Source organism: Streptomyces sp. BA2 (assembly GCF_009769735.1).
Classification (GTDB): domain Bacteria; phylum Actinomycetota; class Actinomycetes; order Streptomycetales; family Streptomycetaceae; genus Streptomyces.
Genome location: NZ_WSRO01000002.1, coordinates 4136396 through 4160483, shown reverse-complemented (window position 1 = coordinate 4160483; position 24088 = coordinate 4136396). Strand labels below are relative to the sequence as shown.

Sequence of the window (24088 nt, the reverse complement as noted above, 5' to 3'; positions counted from 1 at the left end):
GAGGTAATGGGCGGGTGGGTGGGAGTGATCCGCCGCGACGGACGCACCGGCCGGGTCCGGTGAATCTTGACCGTTTGCCTTTGAAGTTGAATCAGGGGGGCTGTGGTTCATCAGAGTCATAGCCAGATGTCTCCCGCTTCTTGATCGTGCATGCCTCGTTGGCATGTCCGGTGACTGAGCTGCTCCTGGGTCGCTCAGTCCGTCCACGGCAGCGTTGGCTTCCCCACGCCGCTGACGAGAAAAAGGAGACCTTGCCATGCGTCGGATCCACTCCCTCGCCGTCGCCGCGGCCGCCTTGGCCTCGGCTCTCGGGGCGGTACCCGCAGCGACCGCCACCCCCGCCGCGACCGAAGCCCCCACGGTGATCAGCAGCCGCGCGGCCTACGACTGCACCCCCGGACACTTCTGTATCTACAGTGAGCCGAATGGCGAGGGGATGCTCTGTCAGTGGTCGCAGCCCAGTACGGCGGAGACCGCTGCCAACTGTCCCTTCATTAATTGGGGACAGAACGTCGGCTCGGTCCGGAACGCAACCGGGCACCTCGTGCAGTACTACAAGCAGGCCAACTACCGCACACCCGCCGGGCCCATCCCACACGGTGCGGGCGGCAATCTGGAAGGCAGCTACCAGATCCGTTCCTTCAAGCCTCTGTAGGACCCAAAGGGTGCTCGAACGCGGTCTGATCTGGGCTGGTCTTGCGGAACCGGCGCGGTGTTAAGCCTTTGGTGGCGGTGGAGTTTCCGAGCTGTGGAGCTGTCGTTAGCCACGGTGCAGTGAGACCCAGGTGCCTGATGTCTGGACATCGGATTGCTCCCTGGGTGACCGTGTGTTGCCGAAGAATGGAAACCCCCGTATGAAGCATCTGAAGGTTGCAGCCGCCCTCGTCGGTACCCTCGCGGTAGCTGCTGCTGTGGCTCCCGCCGTCGCTGCGGAGCCGCGGCCGCCACTCGACGGGCTCGTCCAGTCGGCGAGCCCGACGGACGGTGCCAACCCCTTCGGCGACCTGGCCGACTCGGGCGGCATGCCGTCCACCGGCGCTGTGCTCGGCATGCTGCCCACCTCTTAAGAGCCTGTCTTTGCACCCCTGCCTGCGTCCCGACGTCCTGTAGGGCGCCGACGGTACGGCGGAGCCCCGGCCGTCATCTCGGCGGCCGGGGCTCCGCCGAACATCAGACGGTGTCCTCCATGTAGTAGAAGTCGTCGCCGTGGTTGTTGGTGATTTCACAGAAGGGGTGGGGGGTGCACTCGGCGGCGGGCTTGGCCTGGGTCGCGGTGGCTACGGTGTGGCTGGTGGCGAAGGCCGCCGTGGGGGCGGCCACGGTCAGGGCGGCGGCGGACAGAGCCGCTGCCACGATGGCGGTGCGTACACGCTGGAACCTCCAGGTGGAGTCGTGGTAGGGACGCTCACAGCCGTTTCCCCTCAGCCAGTTCACTACCGGAAATGCATCCAAAAGGCCTGGGACACCACGTAGCGAGCGGGCGGGCGTGCCGGATACCGGGGTTAAAACAACTGCATTGGCCCACGCAGCCCCCCGGCGCCCCCCGCCCCACGCAAAAGTGGAGCCCCCGGCGTCCCAGGGGCCCCACTGGTCAAAGCTCAGCGCAGCGTCAGGCGTCGTAGTCCTGGTTGAACTTGTCCTGCTGCTCCTGCGCCGCCCGCTGTGCCTCGTCGGGGGACTTCGCGGAACGCTCCCGCGACTCCTCCTGGGCCTGCTGGCCGCGCTCCCGCGCGTCGTCACGGGCCTGCGAGGCGCGCTCGCTCGCCTCGTCCTTCTCGCTGCCCATGGCGCCCTTCGCCTTGCCGGCGAGGTCGTTGGCCTTGTCCTGGAACTGGTCCTTGATGCCCATGCGGGTTCACTCCTAGAGGGTGAGGTTGGAAGGGCCTCGACCAGACTTACATGAGGGCACATTCCTCGCATTTCGATCAATGACGGCCAGTGACGGACCCCGAAAGGGCCCGCGCTACTAGCCCCGCGCCGCTAGCCCCGCCCCGCTACCCCCGCGGCGGCAGCTTCGGCCGATGGCGGTCCGGGACGGCATCCAGGCCCGGTGGTTCCGCCGCCGGCTGCCGTTCCAGGAGGTCGAGCGCCACCCCCACCGCGTCGTCGAGCTGGGCGTGCCGCCCCTCCGCCCAGTCCAGGGGCGTGCGGAGCACCTCCAGGTCCGGGGTCACGCCGTGGTTCTCCACGGACCAGCCGTACTCGTCGAACCACCCCGCGTTCATCGGCACCGTGATGACCGTCCCGTCACCAAGGACGTGCCGCCCGGTCATCCCCACCACGCCGCCCCACGTGCGCTGGCCCACCACGGGGCCGAGGCCGAGCAGCTTGAAGGCCGCCGTGATCATGTCGCCGTCCGAGGACGTCGCCTCGTCGGCGAGGGCCACCACCGGGCCCCGGGGCGCGTTCGACGCGTACGACACCGGCTGGGCGTTCCGCGTCAGGTCCCAGCCCAGGATCTTGCGCGTCAGCTTCTCGACCACCAGCTCGCTGATGTGCCCGCCCGCGTTGCCGCGTACGTCCACGAGCAGGGCCGGGAGCGAGACCTCCAGGCGCAGGTCGCGGTTGAACTGCGCCCATCCCGAGCCTCCCATGTCGGGGATGTGCAGGTAGCCGCACTTGCCCCCGCTCAACTCCCGTACCACCTCCCGGCGTTTGGCCACCCAGTCCTGGTAGCGCAGGGGGCGTTCATTGATGAGGGGGACGATCGCCACCCTCCTCGGTCTGCCTTCCCCCTCCGCCGGCTGGAACGTCAGCTCCACCGTCGTGCCGCCCGCGGCCGCCAGCAGCGGGAAGGGGCCCGTCACCGGGTCCACGGGGCGGCCGTCGATGTGGGTGAGGACCGCGCCCTCGCGGATGCCCGCGCCCGCCAGCGGTGAGCGTGCCTTGGAGTCGGACGAGTCGCCGGGAAGGATCCGCTTGACCATCCAACTGCCGTCCCGGCAGACGAGGTTGGCGCCGAGCAGGCCCATCGCCCGCTGGTAGTGCGGTGGCCCTTCGTTGCGGCGGGCGGCGGAGACGTACGCGTGGGACGTGCCCAGTTCGCCGAGGACCTCGCGGAGCAGGTCCGCGAACTCGTCGGGGGACGCGACCCGTTCCACCAGCGGCCGGTACTGGTCCAGGATCGCGGGCCAGTCGATGCCGCACATGTGCGGCTCCCAGAAGTAGGCCCGGATGAGGCGGCCCGCCTCGTCGTAGGACTGGCGCCACTCGGCCGCCGGGTCGACCTCGTGCAGGATGCGGCGCAGGTCGATCCAGGTGGTCGTGTCGCCGTCGCCGGACTCCGTCGAGGGCACCGCGCGCAGGTCGCCCTCGTCGACCACCACGAGCCGCGAGCCGTCGCCGCTGATCGCGAACCAGTCGAGGTGGTCGACCAGTTCGGACTTCTTGCCCTTGGTGATGTTGAAGTACTCCAGGGTGGGGCGTCCCGAGGTGTCCGCCGGGTTGGCGAACGTCTCGCCGAGCGCGCCCGAGATCGGCCAGCGCATCCAGACAAGGCCGCCGCCGCTGACCGGGTGGAGGGCCGAGTACTTGGACGCCGAGACCGGGAAGGGCGTCACCCTGCTCTCCAGGCCCTCCACCTCGACGATGGCGGAGCCGGCCGGTGAGAGGCCGTCGGCCGGGTCGAGGCCGCCCGCCGCCGGGCGGCCGTCGGGGGAGAGGGCGAAGGGGGACGGGGTCGCCGACGACAGGGGGACGAGGTAGGGGCGGCAGCCGAGCGGGAAGGACAGGTCGCCGGTGTGCACGTCGTAGACCGGGTCGAAGCCGCGCCAGGAGAGGAAGGCGAGATAGCGGCCGTCGCTGGTGAAGACCGGGTTCTCGTCCTCGAAGCGGCCGTTGGTGACGTCGACGATGATGCGGCAGGCGGGCCCCTCGATGCGGGCCATCTTGATGTGGCGCAGGGAGCGGCCGATGCCGGGGTGGGACCAGGTCAGCCATGCGCCGTCCGGCGAGAACGCCAGGTCACGCACCGGGCCGTTGACGGAGCGGATCAGCTCCGTCACCTCGCCGTCGCCCTCCTCGGCCGCGTCGATCAGGAGGAGCCGCCCGTCGTTCGACGCGATCGCGAGCCGTTCGCCCTCGGGATCGGAGATCATCTCCAAAACCCGGCCCAGCTGCCCCTGGGCCAGTCTGCGCGGCGCGCGGTCGCCGCTGGCGCGCGGCAGATAGGCGATCTCGACGGCGTCCTCGCCCTCCGCGTCGGTGACGTAGGCGACCTGCCCGCCCTTGCCGAGCATCTCCGGGAGCCGGACGCGCACGCCCGGGGTGTCCGTGATGGTGCGGGCGGGCCCGTCCCGGTGCGTGAGCCAGTACAGGCTGCCGCGTACGACGACGGCGCTGGCCCGGCCCGTCGTGTCCACGGAGATCGAGTCGAGGTGCTGCGCGGCGGGCACCTGGTAGATCCGCCGTCCGGCGCGCGGCCCGCCGAGCCGCACGTCGAGGCGGCGCGGCTCGGAGTCGGCGGACAGGTCGTCCACCAGCCAGACGTCGCCCGCGCACTGGTAGACGACGCGCGCGCCGTCACTGGAGGCGTGCCGGGCGTAGAACGCGTCGTGATCGGTGTGCCGTCGCAGGTCGGAGCCGTCCGGCAGACAGGAGTAGAGGTTGCCGACGCCCTCGTGGTCGGAGAGGAAGGCGATCCTGCCGTCCACGAACATCGGGGCGTCCAGATGCCCGTCGAGGTCGGGCAGGATCTGCTCGCCGTGCATCCACAGGCGGCCCATCGCCCCGCCCCGGTAGCGCTTCCAGGCGGCGGGCTCGTGCGGCGGCTTCCCGGTCAGGAGGAGCGTCTTGCGTTCGCCGTCGATGTCGTTGACCGCGATGTCGTACACCGGCCCCCAGGGCAGCTTGCCGCCGGGCGATCCGTCGGTCGGCACGCTGTAGGCCCAGCAGAAGTACGAGAAGGGCTGGCCGTGCGAGGAGACGGCGAGGATGTCGCCGTCGGGGGACCAGCCGCAGACCCGGGTGTCCGTGCTGCCCCAGTAGGTGAGGCGCCGGGCCGGGCCGCCGTCGACCGGGGCGAGGTGGATCTCCGGGTCGAGGCTGCGCCATGTCGTGTACGCGATGTGGCGGCCGTCCGGTGAGAAGCGCGGATGGCTCACCTTGGTCCGGTCGACGGTCACCCGCCAGGCCCGGCCGGCGGGGGCACCGTCCGGGCTCAGGGGCGCCACCCAGAGGTCGTCCTCGGCCGCGAAACAGAGGCGGTCGCCGCTGAGGTGCGGAAATCGCAGGTAGGCGTGGTCAGCATGGGCTTCATCGCGCGCGTCGGTCACTTCACCATGCTTTTCCGCTGCGGGGGGCGCGGCAACTCGTACAGGGGGTGGCGAGGTGAAGGGAGCGCGTGACGCAGCACACGTACGAAACGGTTTCGTTTCGTTAAGCCCCCGGGTACAGTCATGGCGTACGGAACGGTTTCGGCAAGGGTTCGACGAGGAGCGGAGGGATCATGGCTGAGGCGGCGACGGTGCGGCGCAGCCGGATCACACCCGAGCGCGAGGCCGAGCTCTACGCGGCCGTGCTCGACCTGCTCCGCGAAGTCGGGTACGAAGCGCTCACGATGGACGCCATCGCGGCCCGCACGAGATCCAGCAAGGCGACCCTCTACCGCCAGTGGGGGAGCAAGCCCGAGCTGATCGCCAGGGCCCTGCGGCACAACAAGCCGGTGTCCATCGAGGACATCGACACGGGGTCCCTGCGCGGAGACCTGCTCGAAACCGCGAACCGTTCGGACGACTGCCAGATGGAGCGGGACGCCGCGCTGATGCGGAGCCTGTTCCACGCCATCCACGGAAATCCCGAACTCCACCAGGCGCTGCGGCAGTTGCTCATCGAGCCGGAGATCACCGGTCTGAACGCGATGCTGCGCAGGGCCGTCGAGCGGGGCGAAGTGGCCCCGGACAACCCCGCGTTGGGCTACGTCATCCACATGATGGTCGGCGGCTTCGTCGCCCGTGACCTGATCGAGGACCGCACGGTCGACCGTGAGTTCCTCCGTTCCTACATCGACGCCGTGATCCTCCCCGCTCTCGGCGTCTGACCCGGCCCCTTCACAGGACCACACCTCCCTCCTGACGCGACCGCTCACGTCGTCGGGCTGATCCCCCCTGCCCTGTAGACACCACGACCTGACCGGGAGTACGCCTCCGTGGCCACTTTCCTCTACAAACTAGGCCGACTCGCCTTCAGGCGGCGGCACTTCGTCGCCCTGATATGGGTGGCGCTCCTGACGCTCGCCGGAGTCGGCGCCGCGTCCGCGCCCACCGCCGCGTCCAGCTCCTTCTCCATTCCGGGGACGGAGGCCCAGAAGGCCTTCGACCTGCTCGAAGAGCGTGTGCCCGAAGCCAGCGCCGACGGCGCGAGTGCCCGTGTCGTCTTCAAGGCGCCGGACGGCGAGAAGGTCACGGACCCGGGCAACAAGTCCGAGATCGAGAAGACCGTCGCCGCGCTCAAGTCCGGTTCGAGCGAGGTGGCCAGGGCCGACAGCCCCTTCCGGACCAAGACGGTCAGCAAGGACGGCTCCACGGCGTACGCGTCGGTGTCGTACAAGGTCACCTCGATGGAGCTGACCGACGAGAGCCGTGACGCCCTGGAGAAGACGACCGACCAGGCGCGGGAGTCCGGGCTCACGGTCGAGGTCGGCGGCGACGCGCTGCAGGCGATGCCCGAGACCGGGGCCACCGAGATCATCGGCATCGCGGTCGCGGCCGTCGTCCTCGTCATCACCTTCGGCTCGCTGATCGCGGCCGGACTGCCCCTGCTGACCGCGCTGATCGGCGTGGGCATCGGTGTCTCCTCGATCACCGCGCTCGCCAGCGCGCTCGATCTGGGGACGACCACCTCGACGCTCGCCATGATGATCGGCCTCGCGGTCGGCATCGACTACGCGCTCTTCATCGTCTCCCGCTACCGCGGCGAACTCGCCGACGGACGGGACCGCGAGGACGCGGCGGGCCGCGCCGTGGGGACGGCTGGTTCGGCCGTGGTCTTCGCCGGGCTCACCGTGGTCATCGCCCTTGTCGGGCTCGCCGTGGTGAACATCCCGATGCTCACCAAGATGGGCTTCGCGGCGGCCGGCACGGTGGTCATCGCCGTGCTCATCGCGCTCACCCTGATCCCGGCGCTGCTCGGTTACGCGGGCAAGAAGGTCAAGCCCACGGGCGACAAGAGCAAGGTGCTCGGCGGCGGCGGGAAGAAGCCGGCCGCTGAGGAGAAGGCGCCGAAGGACAACCTCGGCACCCGCTGGGCCCGCTTCGTCGTCCGCCGTCCGCTCACAGTCCTGCTCGTCGGTGTCATCGGCCTCGGCGCGGCCGCGCTGCCCGTCTCCTCCCTCGAACTGGGCCTCCCGGACGACGGCGCACAGCCGACGTCCACGACCCAGCGCAAGGCGTACGACCTGGTCTCCGACGGATTCGGCCCCGGCTTCAACGGCCCGCTGATGACGGTCGCCGACCTCAAGGGGACCGACGACCCGAAGGCCGCCGCCGGGGAGATCACCAAGACGATCTCCGGGCTCGACGACGTCCTCTCGGTCGCCCCGCCGATGATCAACAAGGCGGGCGACACGGCGATCATCAGCGTCGTCCCGTCCTCCAAGCCCAGCGGCATCGAGACCGAGAACCTCGTGCACTCGATCCGCGACGCGGGCGCCGAGATCAAGTCCGACACCGGTGCGAGCGTCATGGTCACCGGCACGACGGCCATGAACATCGACGTCTCCGAGAAGCTGAACGACGCCCTGCTGCCCTACCTGGCACTCGTCGTCGGCCTGGCCTTCCTGCTCCTGATCGTCGTCTTCCGCTCGATCCTGGTCCCGCTCAAGGCGGCGCTCGGCTTCCTGCTCTCGGTCCTCGCGGCCCTGGGCGCGGTCGTCGCGGTCTTCCAGTGGGGCTGGCTCGGCTCGCTCTTCGGCGTCGAGCAGACCGGCCCGATCATGAGCATGATGCCGATCTTCATGGTGGGCGTCGTCTTCGGCCTCGCGATGGACTACGAGGTGTTCCTCGTGACGCGCATGCGAGAGGCGTACGTCCACGGGGAGCGGCCCGGCCAGGCGATCGTGACCGGCTTCCGGCACGGGGCACGCGTGGTCTCGGCGGCGGCGGTCATCATGATCGCGGTCTTCGCGGGCTTCATCGGTTCGTCGGAGCAGATGGTGAAGATGATCGGCTTCGGTCTCGCGATCGCTGTCTTCTTCGACGCGTTCATCGTGCGCATGGCGCTGGTCCCGGCGGTGCTCGCGCTGCTGGGCAGGAAGGCGTGGTGGCTGCCGAAGTGGCTGGACCGCGCGCTGCCGAACGTCGATGTGGAGGGCGAGGGCCTGCGTGACCTCGATGCCTCGGGCACACGGGACGCGGACGAGGACGAGGACCGGGAGCTCGCGCGCGTCTGACCCTCGCGCGGGTCTGACCGGGGTCAGTGGGCCACGGGGGTGGCCGCGTACGTGCGGCGCAGGAAGCGGATCAGTGCCGAAGCGTCGAACTGTACGACCGCCACCCCCTGCGCCGAGTGGAACTCCATGACGGTCTGGACCCGTCCACAGGGCCAGATGTGTACGTCGCCGCTGGTGGCCGGGGCCCGCAGCCCCTGTTCGAGCAGCTGCCTGGCGAAGGTCCACTCGTGGGAACCCTCGTGCGAACCAGGGAGGCCGATCCGCACTGATTGCGGGTCGGCCTCCGGGTCGTACCGGAGGACGGCGGGGACGGTGAGCTGGTCGTCAGGGGAGTCCGTGACGACGTGGGCGCGTGCGTACTGCTCTACTGCGGACATCGCCGAACTCCTCACCATCACGCTCACCATCACGCGCTTTCTGCCCTCTAATGTCCCATATATTCCGATTCCTGCTCCAGGTGTGACCGGGATAACTGGGTAGTCGCTGCTCTTGCAAACCGTTCGCAATAAAGCACTATCATTGAACGGTTCACGAGCGATCCGCTCTGCCTTCCTCTTCCTGTCCTGCCCAGGAGCGCGCGCATGCATGTCCCCGACGGATTCATCAACGCACCCGTCTCCGCCGCCACCGGGATCATCGCCGCCGGCGCGATCGCGGTCAGCCTCCGAGGCGCACGGCGCGAACTGGACGAGCGGACGGCGCCGCTCGCCGGGCTCGTGGCCGCGTTCATCTTCGCCGTACAGATGCTGAACTTCCCCGTCGCCGCCGGGACCAGCGGACATCTGCTCGGCGGGGCCCTCGCCGCGATACTCGTCGGCCCCTATACGGGTGTCCTGTGCGTGTCCGTCGTACTCCTCATGCAGGGCGTTCTCTTCGCCGACGGCGGCCTGACCGCGCTCGGCGTGAACATCACGGACATGGCCATCGTCACGACCGTCGTGGCCTATCTCACCTTCCGCGGCCTGGTGAAAGTGCTTCCCCGCACCCGCCGCTCCATCACCGCCTCCTCCTTCGTCGCCGCACTGATCTCCGTGCCCGCCGCCGCGATCGCCTTCACGTTCCTCTACGCGCTCGGCGGCACCACCGACGTCTCCATCGGCAAGGTCGCCACCGCCATGGTCGGCGTGCACGTCCTCATCGGCATCGGCGAGGCGGCGATCACCGCGCTCACCGTCGGCGCCGTCATCGCCGTCCGCCCCGACCTGGTCCACGGCGCCCGCGGCCTCACCCAGAAGCTCAAGCTCCGCGTCGGCGGCGAACTCGTCGACGTCCCGGAGACGGCCGAGGAGCCCGTCCCCGTGGCCGCGGCGCGCTCGCACCGCAAGGTGTGGATCGCCGGCCTGGTCACCTCCCTCGTCCTCGCGGGCTTCGTCAGCTTCTACGCCTCCGCGAACCCCGACGGCCTGGAGAAGGTCGCGGCCGACAAGGGCATCGACAAGAAGACCGAGGAGCACGCCACCTCCGACTCTCCCCTCGCGGACTACGGCGTCAAGGACATCACCGACACCCGCCTCTCCGGCGGCCTCGCCGGCGTGATCGGCGTCGGCGTCACCGTCGTCGCGGGCTCGGCGGTCTTCTGGGCGCTGCGACGCCGCCGTACGACGGACACGGACCCGGCATCGACGGCATCGGTCACTTCCGCTTCCTCTTCCTCCTCTTCCGCTTCCGAGAACGCCTGACGTGGGCGCGGGCCACGCCCACCGGCTCTACCGGCCCGGCCACTCCCGGGTGCACGCACTGCCTCCGCACACCAAACTGGCGGCGGTCTTCTGCTTCGTGGTCGTCGTGGTCTCGACGCCGCGCGAGGCCATGTGGGCGTTCGGCGGCTACGCGGTGCTGCTCGGCGCGGTGGCGTACGCCTCCCGCGTCCCGCTCCCCTTCCTCCTGAAGAGGCTGCTCATCGAGGTCCCGTTCGTGGCGTTCGCGGTGCTCATGCCGTTCGTGGCGGAGGGCGAGCGGGTCGACGTACTCGGCATGTCCCTGAGCGTGAACGGCCTCTGGGGCGCCTGGAACGTCCTGGCCAAGGGCACGCTAGGCGTAGCGGCATCGGTCCTGCTGGCGTCGACCACCGAACTGCGCGCGCTGCTCCTCGGATTGCAGCGCCTGAAGCTGCCGCCGCTGCTCGTCCAGATCGCCTCGTTCATGATCCGCTACGGCGACGTGATCACGGACGAGATGCGCCGCATGAAGATCGCGCGCGAGTCACGCGGTTTCGAGGCGCGGGGCGTACGGCAGTGGGGCGTCCTCGCGAAGTCCGCGGGCGCGCTCTTCATCCGCTCGTACGAGAGGGGCGAGCGGGTGCATCTGGCGATGGTCAGCCGGGGTTATGCGGGCTCGATGCCGGTGATAGACGAGGTCACGGCCTCGCGCGCGCAGTGGACGTACGCACTGGCCCTCCCGTCCGCCGCTCTAGTCGTCTGCGTGTTGGGATGGACCCTGTGACTGCTGAACTCTCCCTCGAAGTGGCCGGACTGGCCTTCGCCTACCCCGATGGGCACCAGGCGCTCTTCGGCGTCGACATGACGATCGGCCGCGGCGAGCGGGTCGCGCTGCTCGGCCCGAACGGCGCGGGCAAGACGACGCTCGTCCTGCACCTGAACGGCATCCTGACGGGCGGCGCGGGCACGGTCACCGTCGCGGGCCTGCCGGTCGGCAAGAAGCACATGGCGGAGATCAGGCGAAGGGTCGGCATCGTCTTCCAGGACCCCGACGACCAACTCTTCATGCCGACGGTGCGGGAGGACGTGGCGTTCGGCCCGGCGGCGGCAGGGATGCGGGGCCCCGAACTGGAGGCCAGGGTCCAGAAGGCCCTCTCCCAGGTAGGAATGGCGGAGTTCGCGGACCGCCCGCCGCACCACCTCTCCTTCGGACAGCGCAGGCGGGTCGCGGTGGCGACGGTCCTCGCGATGGAGCCGGAGATCCTGGTCCTCGACGAACCGTCCTCGAACCTGGACCCGGCCTCGCGCCGCGAACTGGCGGACATCCTGCGCTCGCTGGACGTGACGGTCCTGATGGTCACACACGACCTCCCCTACGCCCTCGAACTGTGCCCCCGGGCGCTGATCCTGAGCGAGGGCGTGATCGCGGCGGACGGCCCGACGGGGGAGCTGCTGGGCGACGAGGACCTGATGGGGGCGCACCGGCTTGAGCTGCCGTTCGGCTTCGATCCGAAGACGGCTGCAGCGAACGGACGACGGGCGGGCGTAGGGCACGGCACCCCGGGGTGAGGGGTATTGATTAGCGTGGTTGCTGTGGGTGGGTGGCTGAGCGAGCCTCCATCCCGTGTGGGCGTGCGCGGCTCCGGTGGGGGCTGACTTTCGTCGGCTGATCTACGTACGGGCCCAGATTTGCCAACCTCCCTTCCACAGCAGACAACCACCTACGCCGGTACCGCTCCCCCCTCAGCGATAAGACCCCGCCACGTGTGCCAGAGGGCCAAAGGCAGCAGCAACAGGGGTGGGTGGGGCATGCGGGGTGGTGGTGGCGTGCAGGGTGTGGGTGGCGCGCGGGCTGGGCGTGCGGGGCATGCGGGGGTTGTGGCGCGCGGGGCGAGGGCTTCGCGGGTGGGGCCTGGTGGGGCCGGGTGGGGCTCATTGCAGAGAAGTTGCACTTCTTTCCCGCGAAACCCCAGCTCACTGCCGAAGCAGGTGGGATTTTCCTGCAATGGAGGCTCATCGATGCCGAAAGGCGGTCGGGCGACGGCGAGCGATGGTCCGGCGACGAGGAGGGGCGGTCCGTGATGGCGGCTGACTGGCGGCCGGTGGTGAGGGGTGGTTGGTGGCGGTGGCCGAGAGGCGGCCGGTGGCGAGGGATGGTTCGTGGCGGCGGCTGACGGCGTCCGGTGGCGAGGGGCGGTTGGTGACGGCGGCCGGCAGGCGGCCGACGGGGAGGGGTGGTTCGTGATGGCGGCCGCCGGTGGCGAGGGATGGTTCGTGATGAGGGCCGACGGCGGCCGGCGGCGAGGGGTGGTTCGTGGCGGCGGCCGACAGCCTGCCGGTGGCGAGGGGTGGTTCGTGATGGCGGCCGAGCGGCGTCCGGCGGTGAGGGAGGTTCGTGATGGCGGCCGACGGTGTCCGGCGGTGAGGGGCGGTTCGTGACGGCGCCCGGTGGTCCGGCGACGAGGAGGGACGGTCCGTGGTGGCGGTCGACATCCTGCCGGTGGCGAGGGGTGGTTCGTGATGGCGGCCGAGCGGCGTCCGGCGGGGAGGGGTGGTTCGTGGCGGCGGCCGAGAGGCGGCCGGTGGCGAGGGATGGACCGTGACGACAGCTGACCGACAGCGAGGGGTGGTTCGGTGGTGTTGAGCGAGGGGCGGGTGACGGGCGTATCCCTTCGTTGGTGTCGCCGTTGCTGTTGCTGCGTCTTTGGTTTGTTGGTCGCCGCGCTCTGGGGCGGCCTTTGACACCGCCCTCGGGGTGGCCCTGCCCCCGTCGTGTAAACGCCGGTGTCCAACTCCGTGGCCACGTTCGAACATCAGGCGACGAAAGTCAGCCCCCACCGACCCGCGCACACCCACACGGGATGGAGGCTCGCTCAGCCACCCACCCACAGCAACCACGCTAATCAATTCCCCTCACCCAGGGTGCCGATGCCGATGCCGTCCAGTTCGGCTCGGACCGTCTTTCCGATGGGTAGGCGGTCGAGGACCGCCCACCGGTCGGCCAGGGCTTGGACGAGGAGGAGCCCTCGCCCGCCCTCCGCCTCGGCCGGCGCGGTGTCTACGGCTCCTGGCCCGTCGAGGCGACACTCACCGCGCGGGTCCGACACCTCGATCCGGAGGGTGTACGCGTCGAGGCTGAGTCGCACCTCGAAGTCACGGCCGGGGACGCGGCCGTGGGTGGCGGCGTTGGCGGCCAGCTCGGCGACGAGCAGCGCGGCGGTGTCCGAGGCGTCGGAGCCGTACGGGATGCCCCATGCGTTCAGGCGGTGCAGGGCTAGGTGCCGGGCGAGGCGTGCACCACGCGGAGTGGAGCTGAAGCGCTGGACGAACACACGCTCGGTGACGGGGACTTGGGGGGTCTGGCTGGGCGTCATGGCCTCAAAGTGGCCGCCTACGCGTTCGCTTACCAGGTCAGCGGCTAGCACTCTGCGTCAGAGTACTAGTACGGAGAGTGGACAGGGCTGGCAACTGACCGTAACCATGGGCGGGTTGGGAGCGGTACGCGGGGCAGGCGCAACGGAGGTGTCCTCGTATGACGGACGGTGCGGGCGGGTCGCCGGGCTGTAGTGAGCCGGAGGTGTCGGACAGCCTGAGGACGTTCGGCGAGGTCTTCAAGGCCTTCCGTAAACGGGCGGGCCTGACTCAGGAGGAGTTCGCCGAGTCGGTCGGGTACTCGGTTCAGACGGTCGCCAAGATCGAGCAGGGGCGTCGCTTTCCCCAGCCGGACTTCGTGGAGCGGGCGGAGGAGCTTCTGGACGCCTTCGGGGCGCTGCGGGGCGCGGCGCGGCATCTCTCCCGGCAGCCGGGGTTGGCCAGTTGGTTCCGGCAGTGGGCGAAGTGCGAGGCGGAGGCGGTGACATTGTGGACGTACGAGTGCCGGGTGGTCCCGGGGCTCCTTCAAACGGAGGCATACGCGCGGGCAGTGACCGAAAGCGTCCCTCCGGTGAAGGATGAGGACCAGGTCAACCAGCAAGTATCTGCTCGCCTGGAGCGCCAGAAGCTCTTCCAGCGTCGGCCGCCGATCGCGTTCAGCTTCATCATCGAGCAGGCTCTGGTTGAGCGATGCACTGGCGGACCAGAGGCGACGGGGGAGCTGATCGACCATCTGCGGGCTCGGGCAGGGCAGTTCAACGTGGAGCTACAGATCATGCCGACCCGTCAGCCCGACCATGCGGGGTTCGACGGACCGCTACGGCTGGCCGAGACACCGGGTAATCGATGGTTCGGATACTCCGAGGGGCAGCGTGGCGGCCTGCTGGTCGCCGACCCGAAGGAAGTCAGCATCATGCTCCAGCGCTATGCGAAACTGCGTTCACAGGCTCTCAACGCCGAGGACTCCAAGGGCCTGTTGAAGCGGATGCGAGGAGCGCTATGAACACGTCCAATCTGGCCTGGTTCAAGAGCAGCTACAGCGGCTCCGACGGCGACGACTGCGTAGAGGTAGCCCTCTCCTGGCGTAAGTCCAGCTACAGCAGCGGCAGTGAAGGAGACTGCGTCGAGGTGGCTCGCTGTCCCTCGACTGTCCACGTGCGGGACTCCAAGTTGCACCAGAGCCCGCAGTTCGCCGTCCCCGCAGAAGCATGGCGGAGCTTCCTCTCGTACGCCACGCAGGACTGACGCCGCCCCGCCTGCCCGGCCCGCACCGCCCCCCCACTCAACCCGCGTGCAACATCAGCCCAATCCCCGCCACCATCAACCCCGCAGCCACCAACCTCGGCGCCCCGAACTTCTCCTTGAAGAACACCGCCCCTATCCCAGCCCCCACAATGATCGACGACTCCCGCAGCGCCGAGATCGGGGCCAGGTCCGCCTTCGTCTGGGCCCAGAGGACCAGGCCGTACGCCGCCACCGACAGGGCCGCGCCCAGCAGCCCCACCGCCGCGAACGGGCGCAGCCGCCCCACCAGTTCGCCCCGCCAGCGGTACGCCGCGTACACCGGAATCGCGAGGCCCTCCAGAATCATCAGCCACGCGATGTAGCCCATCGATGAGCCGGAGGCGCGGACGCCGAGGCCGTCCACCACCGTGTACGCCGCGATCGAGACGCCCGTGGCAAGCGCCGCGCCGATCGCCGCCCAGTCGGGGCGGCGGCCCGTCCCCCGTATGCCCCAGAGCGCCAATCCCGTCAGGCCCGCGCAGGAGACCGCGACTCCCGCCGCCTGCCAGCCGTCCGGGATCTCGCCCGCGAATATCGCGGCGAGGACGGTGACCACCAGGGGAGCCGTGCCGCGCGCGATCGGGTACGCCTGGCCGAAGTCGCCCAGCTTGAACGACTTCATGAGCAGGGCGTAGTAGCCGATGTGGATCACTGCCGAGATCACCAGGTACGGCCACGCGCCCGCCGCCGGTATCGCCGCGAACGGGGCGATGAGTACGCCGATCAGCAGCCCGCCGCCCGATATCAACGTGAAGCCGACCAGCTTGTCCGTGATGTGGTGCGCGATCGCGTTCCAGCTCGCGTGCGTGACGGCGGCCAGCAGGACCGCCGACGCGACCAGCGGCGTCACTTGTCGAGCTCGCGCACGTCCACCAGGGTGCCGTTCGCGTGGGTGATGAGGTCCTTGGGCGTCATGGGGAAGACCGCGTACGGAGTGCCCGCCGCCGCCCACACCACCTCGTGGTCCAGCAGTGAGCGGTCAGCCAGCACCCGCGTCCGTGTCGCGTGACCGAAGGGCGGTACGCCACCGATGGCGAACCCCGTGGTCTCCCGGACGATGTCCGCCTTCGCGCGCGTCACCTTCTCCGCGCCCAGTTCCCGCCGTACGAGCTCCAGGTCGACCCGCGAGGCGCCGTCCATCAGGACCAGGACCGGGACGCCGTCCGCCGCGAAGATCAGGGACTTGCAGATCTGGCTCAGCTCGCAGCCGATGGCCGCGGCGGCCTCCTGGGCGGTCCGTGTCGCCTCCGGGAAGCGGCGGACCTCGCTGACCAGTTCAGCGAGGCCCAGCTCGTCCAGGGCCGCGGCGAAACGGGGGTGGGCGGGGGAATCTGTAGCGCTCATGCCCGGCACGCTAGCGGTCCGTGTACCGGGCACGCGACCGTGTATCCGTATACCGGACAGCGGGTGCCTTTGACAGTGACTACTGGCCCGCCAGGAACATCGCCCGCACCAGCGGCCCCGCCGAGTCCCCGCCGTGTCCGCCCTCCTGCACCACCGCTCCCGCGGCCAGATCGCCGCGGTACGCCGTGAACCAGCCGTTGGGCTTCTTCTGGCCGTCGACCTCCGCCGAGCCCGTCTTGGCGCCCATGTCGGAGCCGAGCCCGGACATGGGCTTCACCGCGGTCCCGGCGACAGCCGTGTAGTGCATCAGGTCACGCAGCGCCGAAGCCGTCGCGCCCGACATCTTGCGGGGCGCCGTCGCGAGCGTGCGCTTGTCGAGGTCCGGGGAGACCAGGTACGGCTGCTTGAACGTGCCCGACTTCACCGTGGCCGCCACCGACGCCATGTTCAGCGGGCTCATGCGGACCCCGCCCTGGCCGATCAGGGAGGCGCCCATCTGCGCGTCGCTCTGGACAGGGATCGCGCCGTCGAAGGACGGGACACCGATCGACCAGTTGTCGCGGCCGAGGCCGAAGACCTCCTGCGCCTGCTTGGTCAGGGAGTCGTCCTGAAGCTTCTTGGCCTGGCTGATGAAGGCCGTGTTGCAGGACCGCGCGAAGCTCGCGCGGAACGTGCCGTCCTTGATCTCGAACTTGTCGTCGTTCTGGAACTTCCAGCCGCCGTACGTCACGTACTTCGGGCAGGGGTGCTTTTTGTCCACTCCCGCGAGCTTCTTCTCCAGGAGCATGGACGACGTGACGACCTTCATCGTCGAGCCGGGGGCAAGCGAGCCCTGGAACGCGATGTTGAAGCCGGTCGGCTTCGAGTTGGCCGCCGCCAGGATCTCGCCCGTGCTCGGCTTCACCAGGACGACCGCGGCCTGCTTGCGCTTGCCCGTCTCCTTCTCGGCCGCCGCCTGGAGCGTGGCGTCGAAGGTGGTCTTCAGGGTGCCGGGGGTTCCGGGGGTTCCGGGGGAGAGCGTGAGCAGCGTCTTGTCGGGCGTCGCCTTCGCGTCGTCCTTCGTCGTCGCCGACTTCTCGGCGTCCTTCGCGCTGTCCTCGCGTACGACGCGCAGCTCCACGCCCGCCTTGCCGCCGGCCTTGTCGCCGTACTTCTCACGCAGGCTGTCGAGCACCGTGCCGAGCGAGGGGTACTTCTCCTTCGTCAGCTCGTCGCCGTCCCGGTCCACCGCCTTGATCGGCGGATCCCCGGCCTCGCCGGTGACCAGGCGGTCGCCGTTCTTCAGGTCCGGGTGGACGACGGAGGGCTGCCAGCCGACCAGCGTCTTGCCGTCGTGCTTCCGTCGCACGACGCTGAGCTCGGACTCGTACGCGAAGGGCTTGCTGTTTCCCTCGTACGAGACCGTGGACGTGACCGAGAACGGCACCTTCGCGCCCGCCCGCTTGCCCGGCGTCAGCTTCACCTGCGTGAGGTGGGAGTCCTTGGCGTACGCGGTGAGGGCGGTCTTCGCCGCCGTCCGGTCGTCCGTGAGCGCCGCGGCCTTCGCCACGTCGCCCTTCTCCCACGCGGCGAGGAAGTCCTGTGTGGTGGCACGGACCTCGGCGGCCGTCGGCGGGCCCGCGGCCACCGGCTTCTCGTCGACCGTCGGTCCGCCGTCGTCGCCGGACGATCCGCCCATCAGGCTGTACGCGGCGATGCCCACGCCGCACACGACCACGGCGGCGGCGCCGCCGAGCACACCGGGATGCACCTTGGCGCTCTTCACGCCCGGCGTACCCGGTGTGCCGGGAGCGCCCGGCGTGCCCGGAGTACCCGGTGCACTCGGTCTGCCCGTGATGTTCTTGATGCCCTTGCGCTCGCTGGCGCGTCCTCGCTTGCCCACTGACCCTCCGCAGATCCCAGATCACAGAGCCCCCAAGCTCCGCACCGGAAGGCCCCACACTAGGGGGCTTTCATGAAGCCCCCGACCACATGGCTCAACTGCCTGCGGCAAGTACCGCCGCCACGATAGGGCCGGCCGTATCCCCTCCGTGCCCGCCCTCCTGGGCCACCGCCGCGGCCGCCACGTCGCCGCGGTATCCGGTGAACCAGCTGTTGGGCTTCTCCTGACCGTAGACCTCCGCCGATCCCGTCTTCGCGCCGACGCTGCCGCTGAGCCCGGCCATGGCGCGGGCGCCGGTGCCGCTGACCGCCGTGCGGTTCATCATCTGGCGCAGCTGCTGCACCGTGGACGCGGGCAGGCCGCGTGCCTGGGCCAGCTGACGGTCGTCGAGGCCCGGGTCCACGATGACCGGCTGCCGGAAGGCCCCCGTCATCGCGGTCGCCGTGACCGACGCCATGTTGAGCGGGTTCATCTGCACCTTGCCCTGGCCGATGATGGCCTCGGCGCGCTCGCCGCCCGCGGTCGCGGGGACGGTGCCGTCCTGCGTGGGGATGCCCACCTTCCAGTCGAGGCCGAGGCCGAAGCCGTTCTGCGCCTCCTCGGTGAGGGACTCGTCCGTGATGCCGTCCTCGTCGACCAGCTTCACGAACGCGGTGTTGCAGGACCGCGCGAAGCTGTCGGCCAGGGTCGCGTTCTCGTCCGGTGCCAGGCCCGGGAGATTGTCGATCCGCCGGCCCTGCCAGACCGCGGAGTCGGGGCAGGGCGCGGGGCCGCTCGCCTTCGTCACGCCCTTGTCGATGAGCATCGCCGCCGAGACGATCTTCATCGTCGAGCCGGGGGCCAGCTTGCCCTGGAACGCCGCGTTGAACTCGTCCTGCCGGTGGTTGGCCATCGCGAGGACCTCGCCGGAGCTCGGCTGCACGGCGACCACCGAGGAGTTCGCGTGCCGCGACACCGCCTTCTCCGCGGCTCGCTGCGCGGGTGCGCTCAGCGTCGTCCTCAGCTTGCCCGCCTTGCCCTTGGCGAGCGTGAGGAGCGTCTCGGTGCCCGCGGCCTCGTCCGCGTGCTGGACGTAGAGCTCCACGCCGGGGGTGCCGCCCGCCTCGTCGCCGTACTTCGCGCGCAGCTGGTCCAGGACCGGGCCGAGCGAGGGGTAGTCCTTCTTGTCCAGGACCTGACCGTGCCGGTCGACGGCCTGGATGGGGGGCGCGGCGGCCTCGCCGGTCGCCAGGGTGTCGCCCCGCTTCAGGTCCGGGTGGACGACCGAGGGGTCCCAGTCGACGAGCGCGCGCCCGGAGGTCTTGCCACGGACGACGGTCAGCTCGGATTCGTACGCAAAGGGCTTGGTCTTTCCCTTGTACGACACCGTGGCCTCGACCGAGAACGGCACGGTCGTGCCGGTGGCCCTGCCCGGCGTGAGCTTCACCTTCGTCAGGTGGGCGTCCTCGCGGTAGCCGGTCAGGATCTGCGAGGCCACTTCCGCGTTGTTCGTGTAGCGCGAGGCCTTCTCGGCGTCGCCCTCGGCCCACGCGGTGAAGAACGTCTCCGTCGTCTCGCCGATCTCAGCGCTCGTCGGCGGCCCGGTCCGCACCGCCTCGGGGCCCGACGCCGATGAACCGCCGCCCCCCGTCACGCCGTTCACCAAGTTGTACGCGCCGTACCCCGCGCCCCCGACCATGACGGCGAACACCCCACCGACCAGAGTGACCTTTACCCCTTTACGCATGCCGCGTTCCCCTCCCCAGGAGCCCTCCCGAATGAATTCGGGAGGGTCGCTCGCCGAAAACCATAAGCGGCGCGGGGGACGTACGAGGCTGCCGTTATCCGAAGGTGTCCAAGGTGTGTACTACACGCACGTGGCTATACCCACGTATCCAGGAGCATTCTGGCCCGCCAGGAATCGATCGGAATGGCCTGGCCGGTGTAAATCGGCCAGAACCAGATGAAGTTCCAGAGGATCAGGAGCACCAGTACGCCTGATGCCGCGGCCCCCACGACCCGCCGCCGCTCACTGGACCCCGGCGGACCGAGAATCGCGCCGATCATCATCGCCACGGCAAGGCACAGGAACGGCACGAAGACGACCGCGTAGAAGAAGAAGATCGTCCGCTCCTGGTACATGAACCACGGCAGATAACCCGCCGCGATCCCGCACACGATCGCGCCCGCACGCCAGTCCCTGCGGAACACCCACCGCCACAGCACGTAGAGCAGCGCGAAGGCGCCCGCCCACCACAGCATCGGAGTGCCGAGCGCGAGAACCTCGCGGGCGCACTTCTCGGCGGTGCCGGACGGGCAGCCGTCCTTGCCGGGCAGCGGCGACTCGTAGAAGTACGAGACGGGGCGGCCGTCGACGATCCAGCTCCACGGGTTCGACTGGTACGTGTGCGGCGACGAGAGCCCCACGTGGAAGTCGTAGACCGCGTGTTCGTAGTGCCACAGGCTGCGCAGCCAGTCGGGCAGGAACGTCCAGGAGCCGCCCTTGCCGTCCGTGGCCGCCCAGTTGCGGTAGTAGCCGCCCGAGCCGTCGGTCGGGGAGAGGATCCAGCCCAGCCAGGACAGGACGTACGTACCGATCGCGACCGGCACCGTCGAGACGAACGCCGGGAATACGTCCCGCTTCAGGACCGCGCGGTAGGGGCGCTCGGCGCCGGCGACGCGGCGGCTGCCCACGTCCCACAGGACGGTCATCAAGCAGAAGAAGACCATGATGTACAGGCCGTTCCACTTGGTACCGAAGGCGAGCCCCAGGCAGAGACCGGCAGCCCAGCGCCAGGGACGCCACCCCAGGCGCAGCGTCTCGGCGACGTACGCGTCGGGCCGGACCCGGCCGTCCTCGTCGGCCGGAAGCCCGGCCGCGAGCCGTTCGCGCGCCTTGTCACGGTCGATCAGGAAGCAGCCGAACGCGGCGAGCACGAAGAACATCAGGATCTGGTCGAGCAGCGCGGTGCGGCTCATCACGAAGTGCAGCCCGTCCACCGCGAGCAGCGCGCCCGCCAGACAGCCCAGGAACGTCGAGCGGAAGAGGCGCCGCCCGATCCGGCACAGCATCAGGACCGACAGAGTGCCGAGCACCGCCGTCATGAAGCGCCAGCCGAACGGGTCGAAGCCGAAGAGCCACTCGCCGATGCCGATGACGTACTTGCCGACCGGCGGATGCACGACGTACGCGGCGTCCGTGGGGATCGTGACGCCCGAACCCTGCTGCAGGACGGTGTCGTTGACCTTCTCCGGCCAGTTGACCTCGAAGCCCCGGTGGATCAGCGCCCAGGCGTCCTTGGCGTAGTACGTCTCGTCGAATATCACGGCCTTCGGGCTGCCGAGATTCCAGAACCGGGTGAGCCCCGCGACGAGCGTGATCAGCAGCGGGCCGATCCAGCCCGACCACCGGACCAGTTGACCGGCGTAACTCTTCGGCATGCCGATCGACGCCCACAGGCGTGGGCTCGGTTCGGTGTACGCGGGCACGAGCCGGGCCCGGACATCGGCGGTGGGCCCGGTGGGCCGCGCCACGTAGCCGAAGCGGCGCAGCCTGTGCTGCCACGACGGCTGCTGCTCCTCGGCTGCCTGGCCCTGGCGGGTGTCCGGGGAAGACGCGGTACTGGTCACCGCGCCATCGTAGGGAACCCGACTGTGTGAGTCCCGTCCCCCGGCCCCTGCGAGGATGGAACAGTGACAGGAAGCGCTGATTCCCCCGGAACCCTGGTGCTCGCGGGCACCCCCATCGGCGACGTCGCCGACGCACCGCCGCGGCTGGCCGCCGAGCTGGAGTCGGCCGATGTCGTGGCCGCCGAGGACACCCGGCGGCTCCGCAGGCTCACCCAGGCGCTCGGTGTGCAGGTGGGCGGGCGGGTCGTCTCGTACTTCGAGGGCAACGAGACCGCGCGCACACCCGAGCTCGTCGAGGCGCTGGTCGGCGGTGCGCGGGTGCTGCTCGTGACGGACGCCGGGATGCCGTCGGTTTCCGACCCCGGGTACCGGCTCGTCGCCGCCGCCGTGGAGAAGGACATCCGGGTCACGGCCGTGCCGGGTCCTTCCGCCGTGCTCACCGCGCTCGCGCTCTCGGGCCTTCCGGTGGACCGCTTCTGCTTCGAGGGCTTCCTGCCGCGCAAGGCGGGCGAGCGGCTCTCGCGGCTGCGCGAAGTGGCCGAGGACCGTCGCACTCTCGTCTACTTCGAGGCACCGCACCGGATCGACGACACCCTCGTCGCGATGGCCGAGGCGTTCGGCGACGAGCGCAGGGCGGCCGTCTGCCGCGAGCTGACCAAGACGTACGAAGAGGTCAAGCGGGGTTCGCTGAAGGAACTCGCCGAGTGGGCGGCCGACGGCGTACGCGGTGAGATCACCGTCGTCGTCGAGGGCGCACCGGAGAAAAGCCCCGGTGACCTGGGCCCGGATGAGCTGGTGCGCAGGGTGCGGGTGCGCGAGGAGGCGGGGGAGCGACGCAAGGAGGCGATCGCCGCCGTCGCGGCCGAAGCGGGGTTGCCCAAGCGCGACGTATTCGATGCCGTGGTCGCGGCAAAGAATGCGGCTCGGGCCGCCCCATCGGACGGCAAAGGACTATCGTGAAAGGCAAAGTGCGGGCCGTGCACCGGGCCTGAAGGCTAAGGAAAGGCCAAATCGGCTTCAACTGTCGACAGGTCTGATGCGCTCGCTCCGGGAAAGGCGTCCACTGGTCAAAGGGGACGCACCCGTCCCCACGCTTCCGGTCGGGAGGAAAGCCCGGTCGGCAGCGCTTGTCCAGCGGACAAGAGGAGCTGGCATGAGTGAGATCGCCGACACCGGTCACCACACCACGGCGTCCACCGCGATAGACACCGTTCACGAGTCCTACGCCTTCGCCTGCATGAGGTGCGGGCACGGCTGGGAACAGTCGTACGAGATCGAGCATCACGTGGACGGCAAGGGCAAGGAATTCGTGATGTACGTGGCGGACGGCCGGCATGTGCCGTCGCCGCTGACCCGGCCGACGTGCCTCAACTGCGGCGGGCATGTCGTGCGGATCATGCGGGCCGGGCAGGTTTCGTCGGTGCTCGATCTGATGCAGCGGCATCATGCGCCGAGGACGGCGGCGGAACCCTCCGGGGGTGGTGCGACGGAATCCCAGGAATCCCAGGAACCCCACGAGCCCAAGCACCACCACTGGCATCTGTCGGCGCTGCTGCACCCCTTCCACCACCGCAAGGCGGGATGACGTCGGATGACGTCCCTTTCGGAGGGATGACGCTCCCTTCGTAGGGATGACGCTCCCTTCGTAGGATCGGGGCATGCCTTCCAAAGACGCCGACGCCAAGAATGCCGCGCCGCCGCTGCCCGAAGCCCTTCGGGTGGCGGTCGCCGACTCCCACACCCACCTCGACATGCAGTCGGGGACGGTGGACGAGGGGCTCGCCAAGGCTGCGGCGGTGGGGGTGACGACGGTCGTGCAGGTGGGCTGTGACGTGGCGGGTTCGCGCTGGGCCGCAAAGACGGCCGCCGCGTACGAGAGCGTGCACGCCACCGTCGCCCTGCATCCCAACGAGGCGCCGCGCATCGTGCACGGCGACCCCGACGGCTGGTCACGGCAGGGGGCGCGCGAGGCGGGCGGTGACGGCGCGCTCGACGCCGCGCTCGCCGAGATCGACCGCCTTGCCGCGCTGCCGCAGGTCAAGGGCGTGGGCGAGACCGGGCTCGACTACTTCCGCACCGGGCCGGAGGGCAAGGCCGCCCAGGAGCGGTCCTTTCGCGCCCACATCGAGATCGCCAAGCGGCACGGCAAGGCCCTGGTCATCCACGATCGCGAGGCGCACGAGGACGTGCTGCGGGTCCTGAAGGAGGAGGGGGCTCCGGAGCGCACCGTCTTCCACTGTTACTCGGGTGACGCCGCGATGGCCCAAGTCTGCGCGGAACACGGGTACTTCATGTCCTTCGCGGGCAACGTGACGTTCAAGAACGCGCAGGGGCTGCGGGACGCGCTGGCCGTCGCCCCGCTCGAACTCGTACTCGTGGAGACCGACGCGCCCTTCCTCACGCCCGCTCCCTACCGCGGACGGCCTAACGCGCCGTATCTCATTCCGGTCACATTGCGGGCCATGGCCGAGGTGCGGGGGATCGGCGAGGACGCCATGGCCGAGGCGATCTCGGTCAATACGGCGCGTGCATTTGATTACTGAGCGATAACGC

The 24088-nt window shown here is 69.7% G+C and carries 22 protein-coding genes; 12 read left to right on the top strand and 10 right to left on the bottom strand.

All coding sequences use genetic code 11. From position 1 onward, the window contains the following. Window positions 1–256: 256 nt before the first annotated feature. Window positions 257–655, top strand: coding sequence for a peptidase inhibitor family I36 protein (locus E5671_RS21275; protein WP_160505548.1), 399 nt, complete (start codon window positions 257–259; stop codon window positions 653–655). Between the two features lie 199 nt (window positions 656–854). Next, a complete protein-coding gene (locus E5671_RS21270) occupies window positions 855–1067 on the top strand; it encodes a hypothetical protein (protein WP_160505547.1) in 213 nt (70 codons plus the stop codon). A gap of 103 nt (window positions 1068–1170) precedes the next feature. On the opposite strand, the gene E5671_RS21265 is transcribed toward E5671_RS21270, so the two are convergent. From E5671_RS21265 to E5671_RS21255, 3 genes are all read right to left on the bottom strand, one after another. After that, window positions 1171–1353 (bottom strand): hypothetical protein, encoded by a 183-nt coding sequence (locus tag E5671_RS21265; protein WP_160505546.1) that lies wholly within the window; start codon window positions 1351–1353, stop codon window positions 1171–1173. Window positions 1354–1609: 256 nt separating this feature from the next. After that, window positions 1610–1849, bottom strand: coding sequence for a hypothetical protein (locus tag E5671_RS21260; protein ID WP_160505545.1), 240 nt, complete (start codon window positions 1847–1849; stop codon window positions 1610–1612). 145 nt (window positions 1850–1994) lie between these two features. Further along, window positions 1995–5273 (bottom strand): S41 family peptidase, encoded by a 3279-nt coding sequence (locus tag E5671_RS21255; RefSeq protein WP_160505544.1) that lies wholly within the window; start codon window positions 5271–5273, stop codon window positions 1995–1997. Between the two features lie 191 nt (window positions 5274–5464). Between E5671_RS21255 and E5671_RS21250 the strand changes: the two genes are divergently transcribed. Both E5671_RS21250 and E5671_RS21245 read left to right on the top strand, forming a co-directional pair. Then, window positions 5465–6037, top strand: coding sequence for a TetR/AcrR family transcriptional regulator C-terminal ligand-binding domain-containing protein (locus E5671_RS21250; RefSeq protein WP_160510323.1), 573 nt, complete (start codon window positions 5465–5467; stop codon window positions 6035–6037). Between the two features lie 108 nt (window positions 6038–6145). After that, window positions 6146–8386, top strand: coding sequence for an MMPL family transporter (locus E5671_RS21245; RefSeq protein WP_160505543.1), 2241 nt, complete (start codon window positions 6146–6148; stop codon window positions 8384–8386). A 23-nt stretch (window positions 8387–8409) separates the two neighbouring features. Here E5671_RS21245 and E5671_RS21240 read toward each other — a convergent pair whose 3' ends face one another. Then, window positions 8410–8763 (bottom strand): SsgA family sporulation/cell division regulator, encoded by a 354-nt coding sequence (locus tag E5671_RS21240; RefSeq protein WP_160505542.1) that lies wholly within the window; start codon window positions 8761–8763, stop codon window positions 8410–8412. Window positions 8764–8967: 204 nt separating this feature from the next. Between E5671_RS21240 and E5671_RS21235 the strand changes: the two genes are divergently transcribed. Genes E5671_RS21235 through E5671_RS21225 form a run of 3 tightly spaced genes read left to right on the top strand, consistent with a single transcriptional unit; the run spans window position 8968 to window position 11613 of the window. After that, complete coding sequence (locus tag E5671_RS21235) at window positions 8968–10065, top strand: energy-coupling factor ABC transporter permease (protein ID WP_160505541.1); 1098 nt, start codon at window positions 8968–8970, stop codon at window positions 10063–10065. Between the two features lies 1 nt (window position 10066). Continuing rightward, window positions 10067–10828, top strand: coding sequence for a cobalt ECF transporter T component CbiQ (gene cbiQ, locus E5671_RS21230; RefSeq protein WP_160505540.1), 762 nt, complete (start codon window positions 10067–10069; stop codon window positions 10826–10828). Beyond that, window positions 10816–11613: an energy-coupling factor ABC transporter ATP-binding protein gene (locus tag E5671_RS21225; protein ID WP_160505539.1), complete on the top strand. Its 798-nt coding sequence runs from the start codon at window positions 10816–10818 to the stop codon at window positions 11611–11613. The genes cbiQ and E5671_RS21225 overlap by 13 nt, the downstream gene beginning before the upstream one ends. A gap of 1334 nt (window positions 11614–12947) precedes the next feature. On the opposite strand, the gene E5671_RS21220 is transcribed toward E5671_RS21225, so the two are convergent. Further along, window positions 12948–13418 (bottom strand): ATP-binding protein, encoded by a 471-nt coding sequence (locus E5671_RS21220; RefSeq protein ID WP_160505538.1) that lies wholly within the window; start codon window positions 13416–13418, stop codon window positions 12948–12950. A 158-nt stretch (window positions 13419–13576) separates the two neighbouring features. Between E5671_RS21220 and E5671_RS21215 the strand changes: the two genes are divergently transcribed. Next, entirely contained in the window at window positions 13577–14419 is an 843-nt protein-coding gene (locus E5671_RS21215) for a helix-turn-helix domain-containing protein (RefSeq protein ID WP_160505537.1), read from the top strand. Further along, the gene (locus tag E5671_RS21210; protein WP_160505536.1) at window positions 14416–14661 is read left to right on the top strand and encodes a DUF397 domain-containing protein; all 246 of its coding nucleotides are present in this window, start codon (window positions 14416–14418) and stop codon (window positions 14659–14661) included. The genes E5671_RS21215 and E5671_RS21210 overlap by 4 nt, the downstream gene beginning before the upstream one ends. Window positions 14662–14698: 37 nt before the next feature. Here the strand turns inward: E5671_RS21210 and E5671_RS21205 are convergent, their stop codons facing one another. From E5671_RS21205 to E5671_RS21185, 5 genes are all read right to left on the bottom strand, one after another. After that, window positions 14699–15550 (bottom strand): EamA family transporter, encoded by an 852-nt coding sequence (locus E5671_RS21205; RefSeq protein WP_160505535.1) that lies wholly within the window; start codon window positions 15548–15550, stop codon window positions 14699–14701. Continuing rightward, complete coding sequence (locus tag E5671_RS21200; RefSeq protein ID WP_160505534.1) at window positions 15547–16044, bottom strand: YbaK/EbsC family protein; 498 nt, start codon at window positions 16042–16044, stop codon at window positions 15547–15549. Before E5671_RS21200 ends, E5671_RS21205 begins: the two co-directional genes overlap by 4 nt. Before the next feature lie 79 nt (window positions 16045–16123). Beyond that, window positions 16124–17926: a penicillin-binding transpeptidase domain-containing protein gene (locus E5671_RS21195; RefSeq protein WP_443032669.1), complete on the bottom strand. Its 1803-nt coding sequence runs from the start codon at window positions 17924–17926 to the stop codon at window positions 16124–16126. Window positions 17927–18020: 94 nt separating this feature from the next. Continuing rightward, window positions 18021–19652, bottom strand: coding sequence for a penicillin-binding transpeptidase domain-containing protein (locus E5671_RS21190; protein ID WP_160505533.1), 1632 nt, complete (start codon window positions 19650–19652; stop codon window positions 18021–18023). 134 nt (window positions 19653–19786) lie between these two features. Next, complete coding sequence (locus E5671_RS21185; RefSeq protein WP_160505532.1) at window positions 19787–21535, bottom strand: phospholipid carrier-dependent glycosyltransferase; 1749 nt, start codon at window positions 21533–21535, stop codon at window positions 19787–19789. A gap of 63 nt (window positions 21536–21598) precedes the next feature. Between E5671_RS21185 and rsmI the strand changes: the two genes are divergently transcribed. The 3 genes from rsmI to E5671_RS21170 all read left to right on the top strand — a co-directional run bounded on the left by rsmI (window position 21599) and on the right by E5671_RS21170 (window position 24078). After that, complete coding sequence (rsmI, locus tag E5671_RS21180) at window positions 21599–22495, top strand: 16S rRNA (cytidine(1402)-2'-O)-methyltransferase (RefSeq protein WP_160505531.1); 897 nt, start codon at window positions 21599–21601, stop codon at window positions 22493–22495. Between the two features lie 193 nt (window positions 22496–22688). Next, entirely contained in the window at window positions 22689–23120 is a 432-nt protein-coding gene (locus tag E5671_RS21175) for a hypothetical protein (protein ID WP_160505530.1), read from the top strand. Between the two features lie 73 nt (window positions 23121–23193). Beyond that, entirely contained in the window at window positions 23194–24078 is an 885-nt protein-coding gene (locus E5671_RS21170) for a TatD family hydrolase (RefSeq protein WP_160505529.1), read from the top strand. The last annotated feature ends 10 nt before the right edge of the window (window positions 24079–24088 follow it).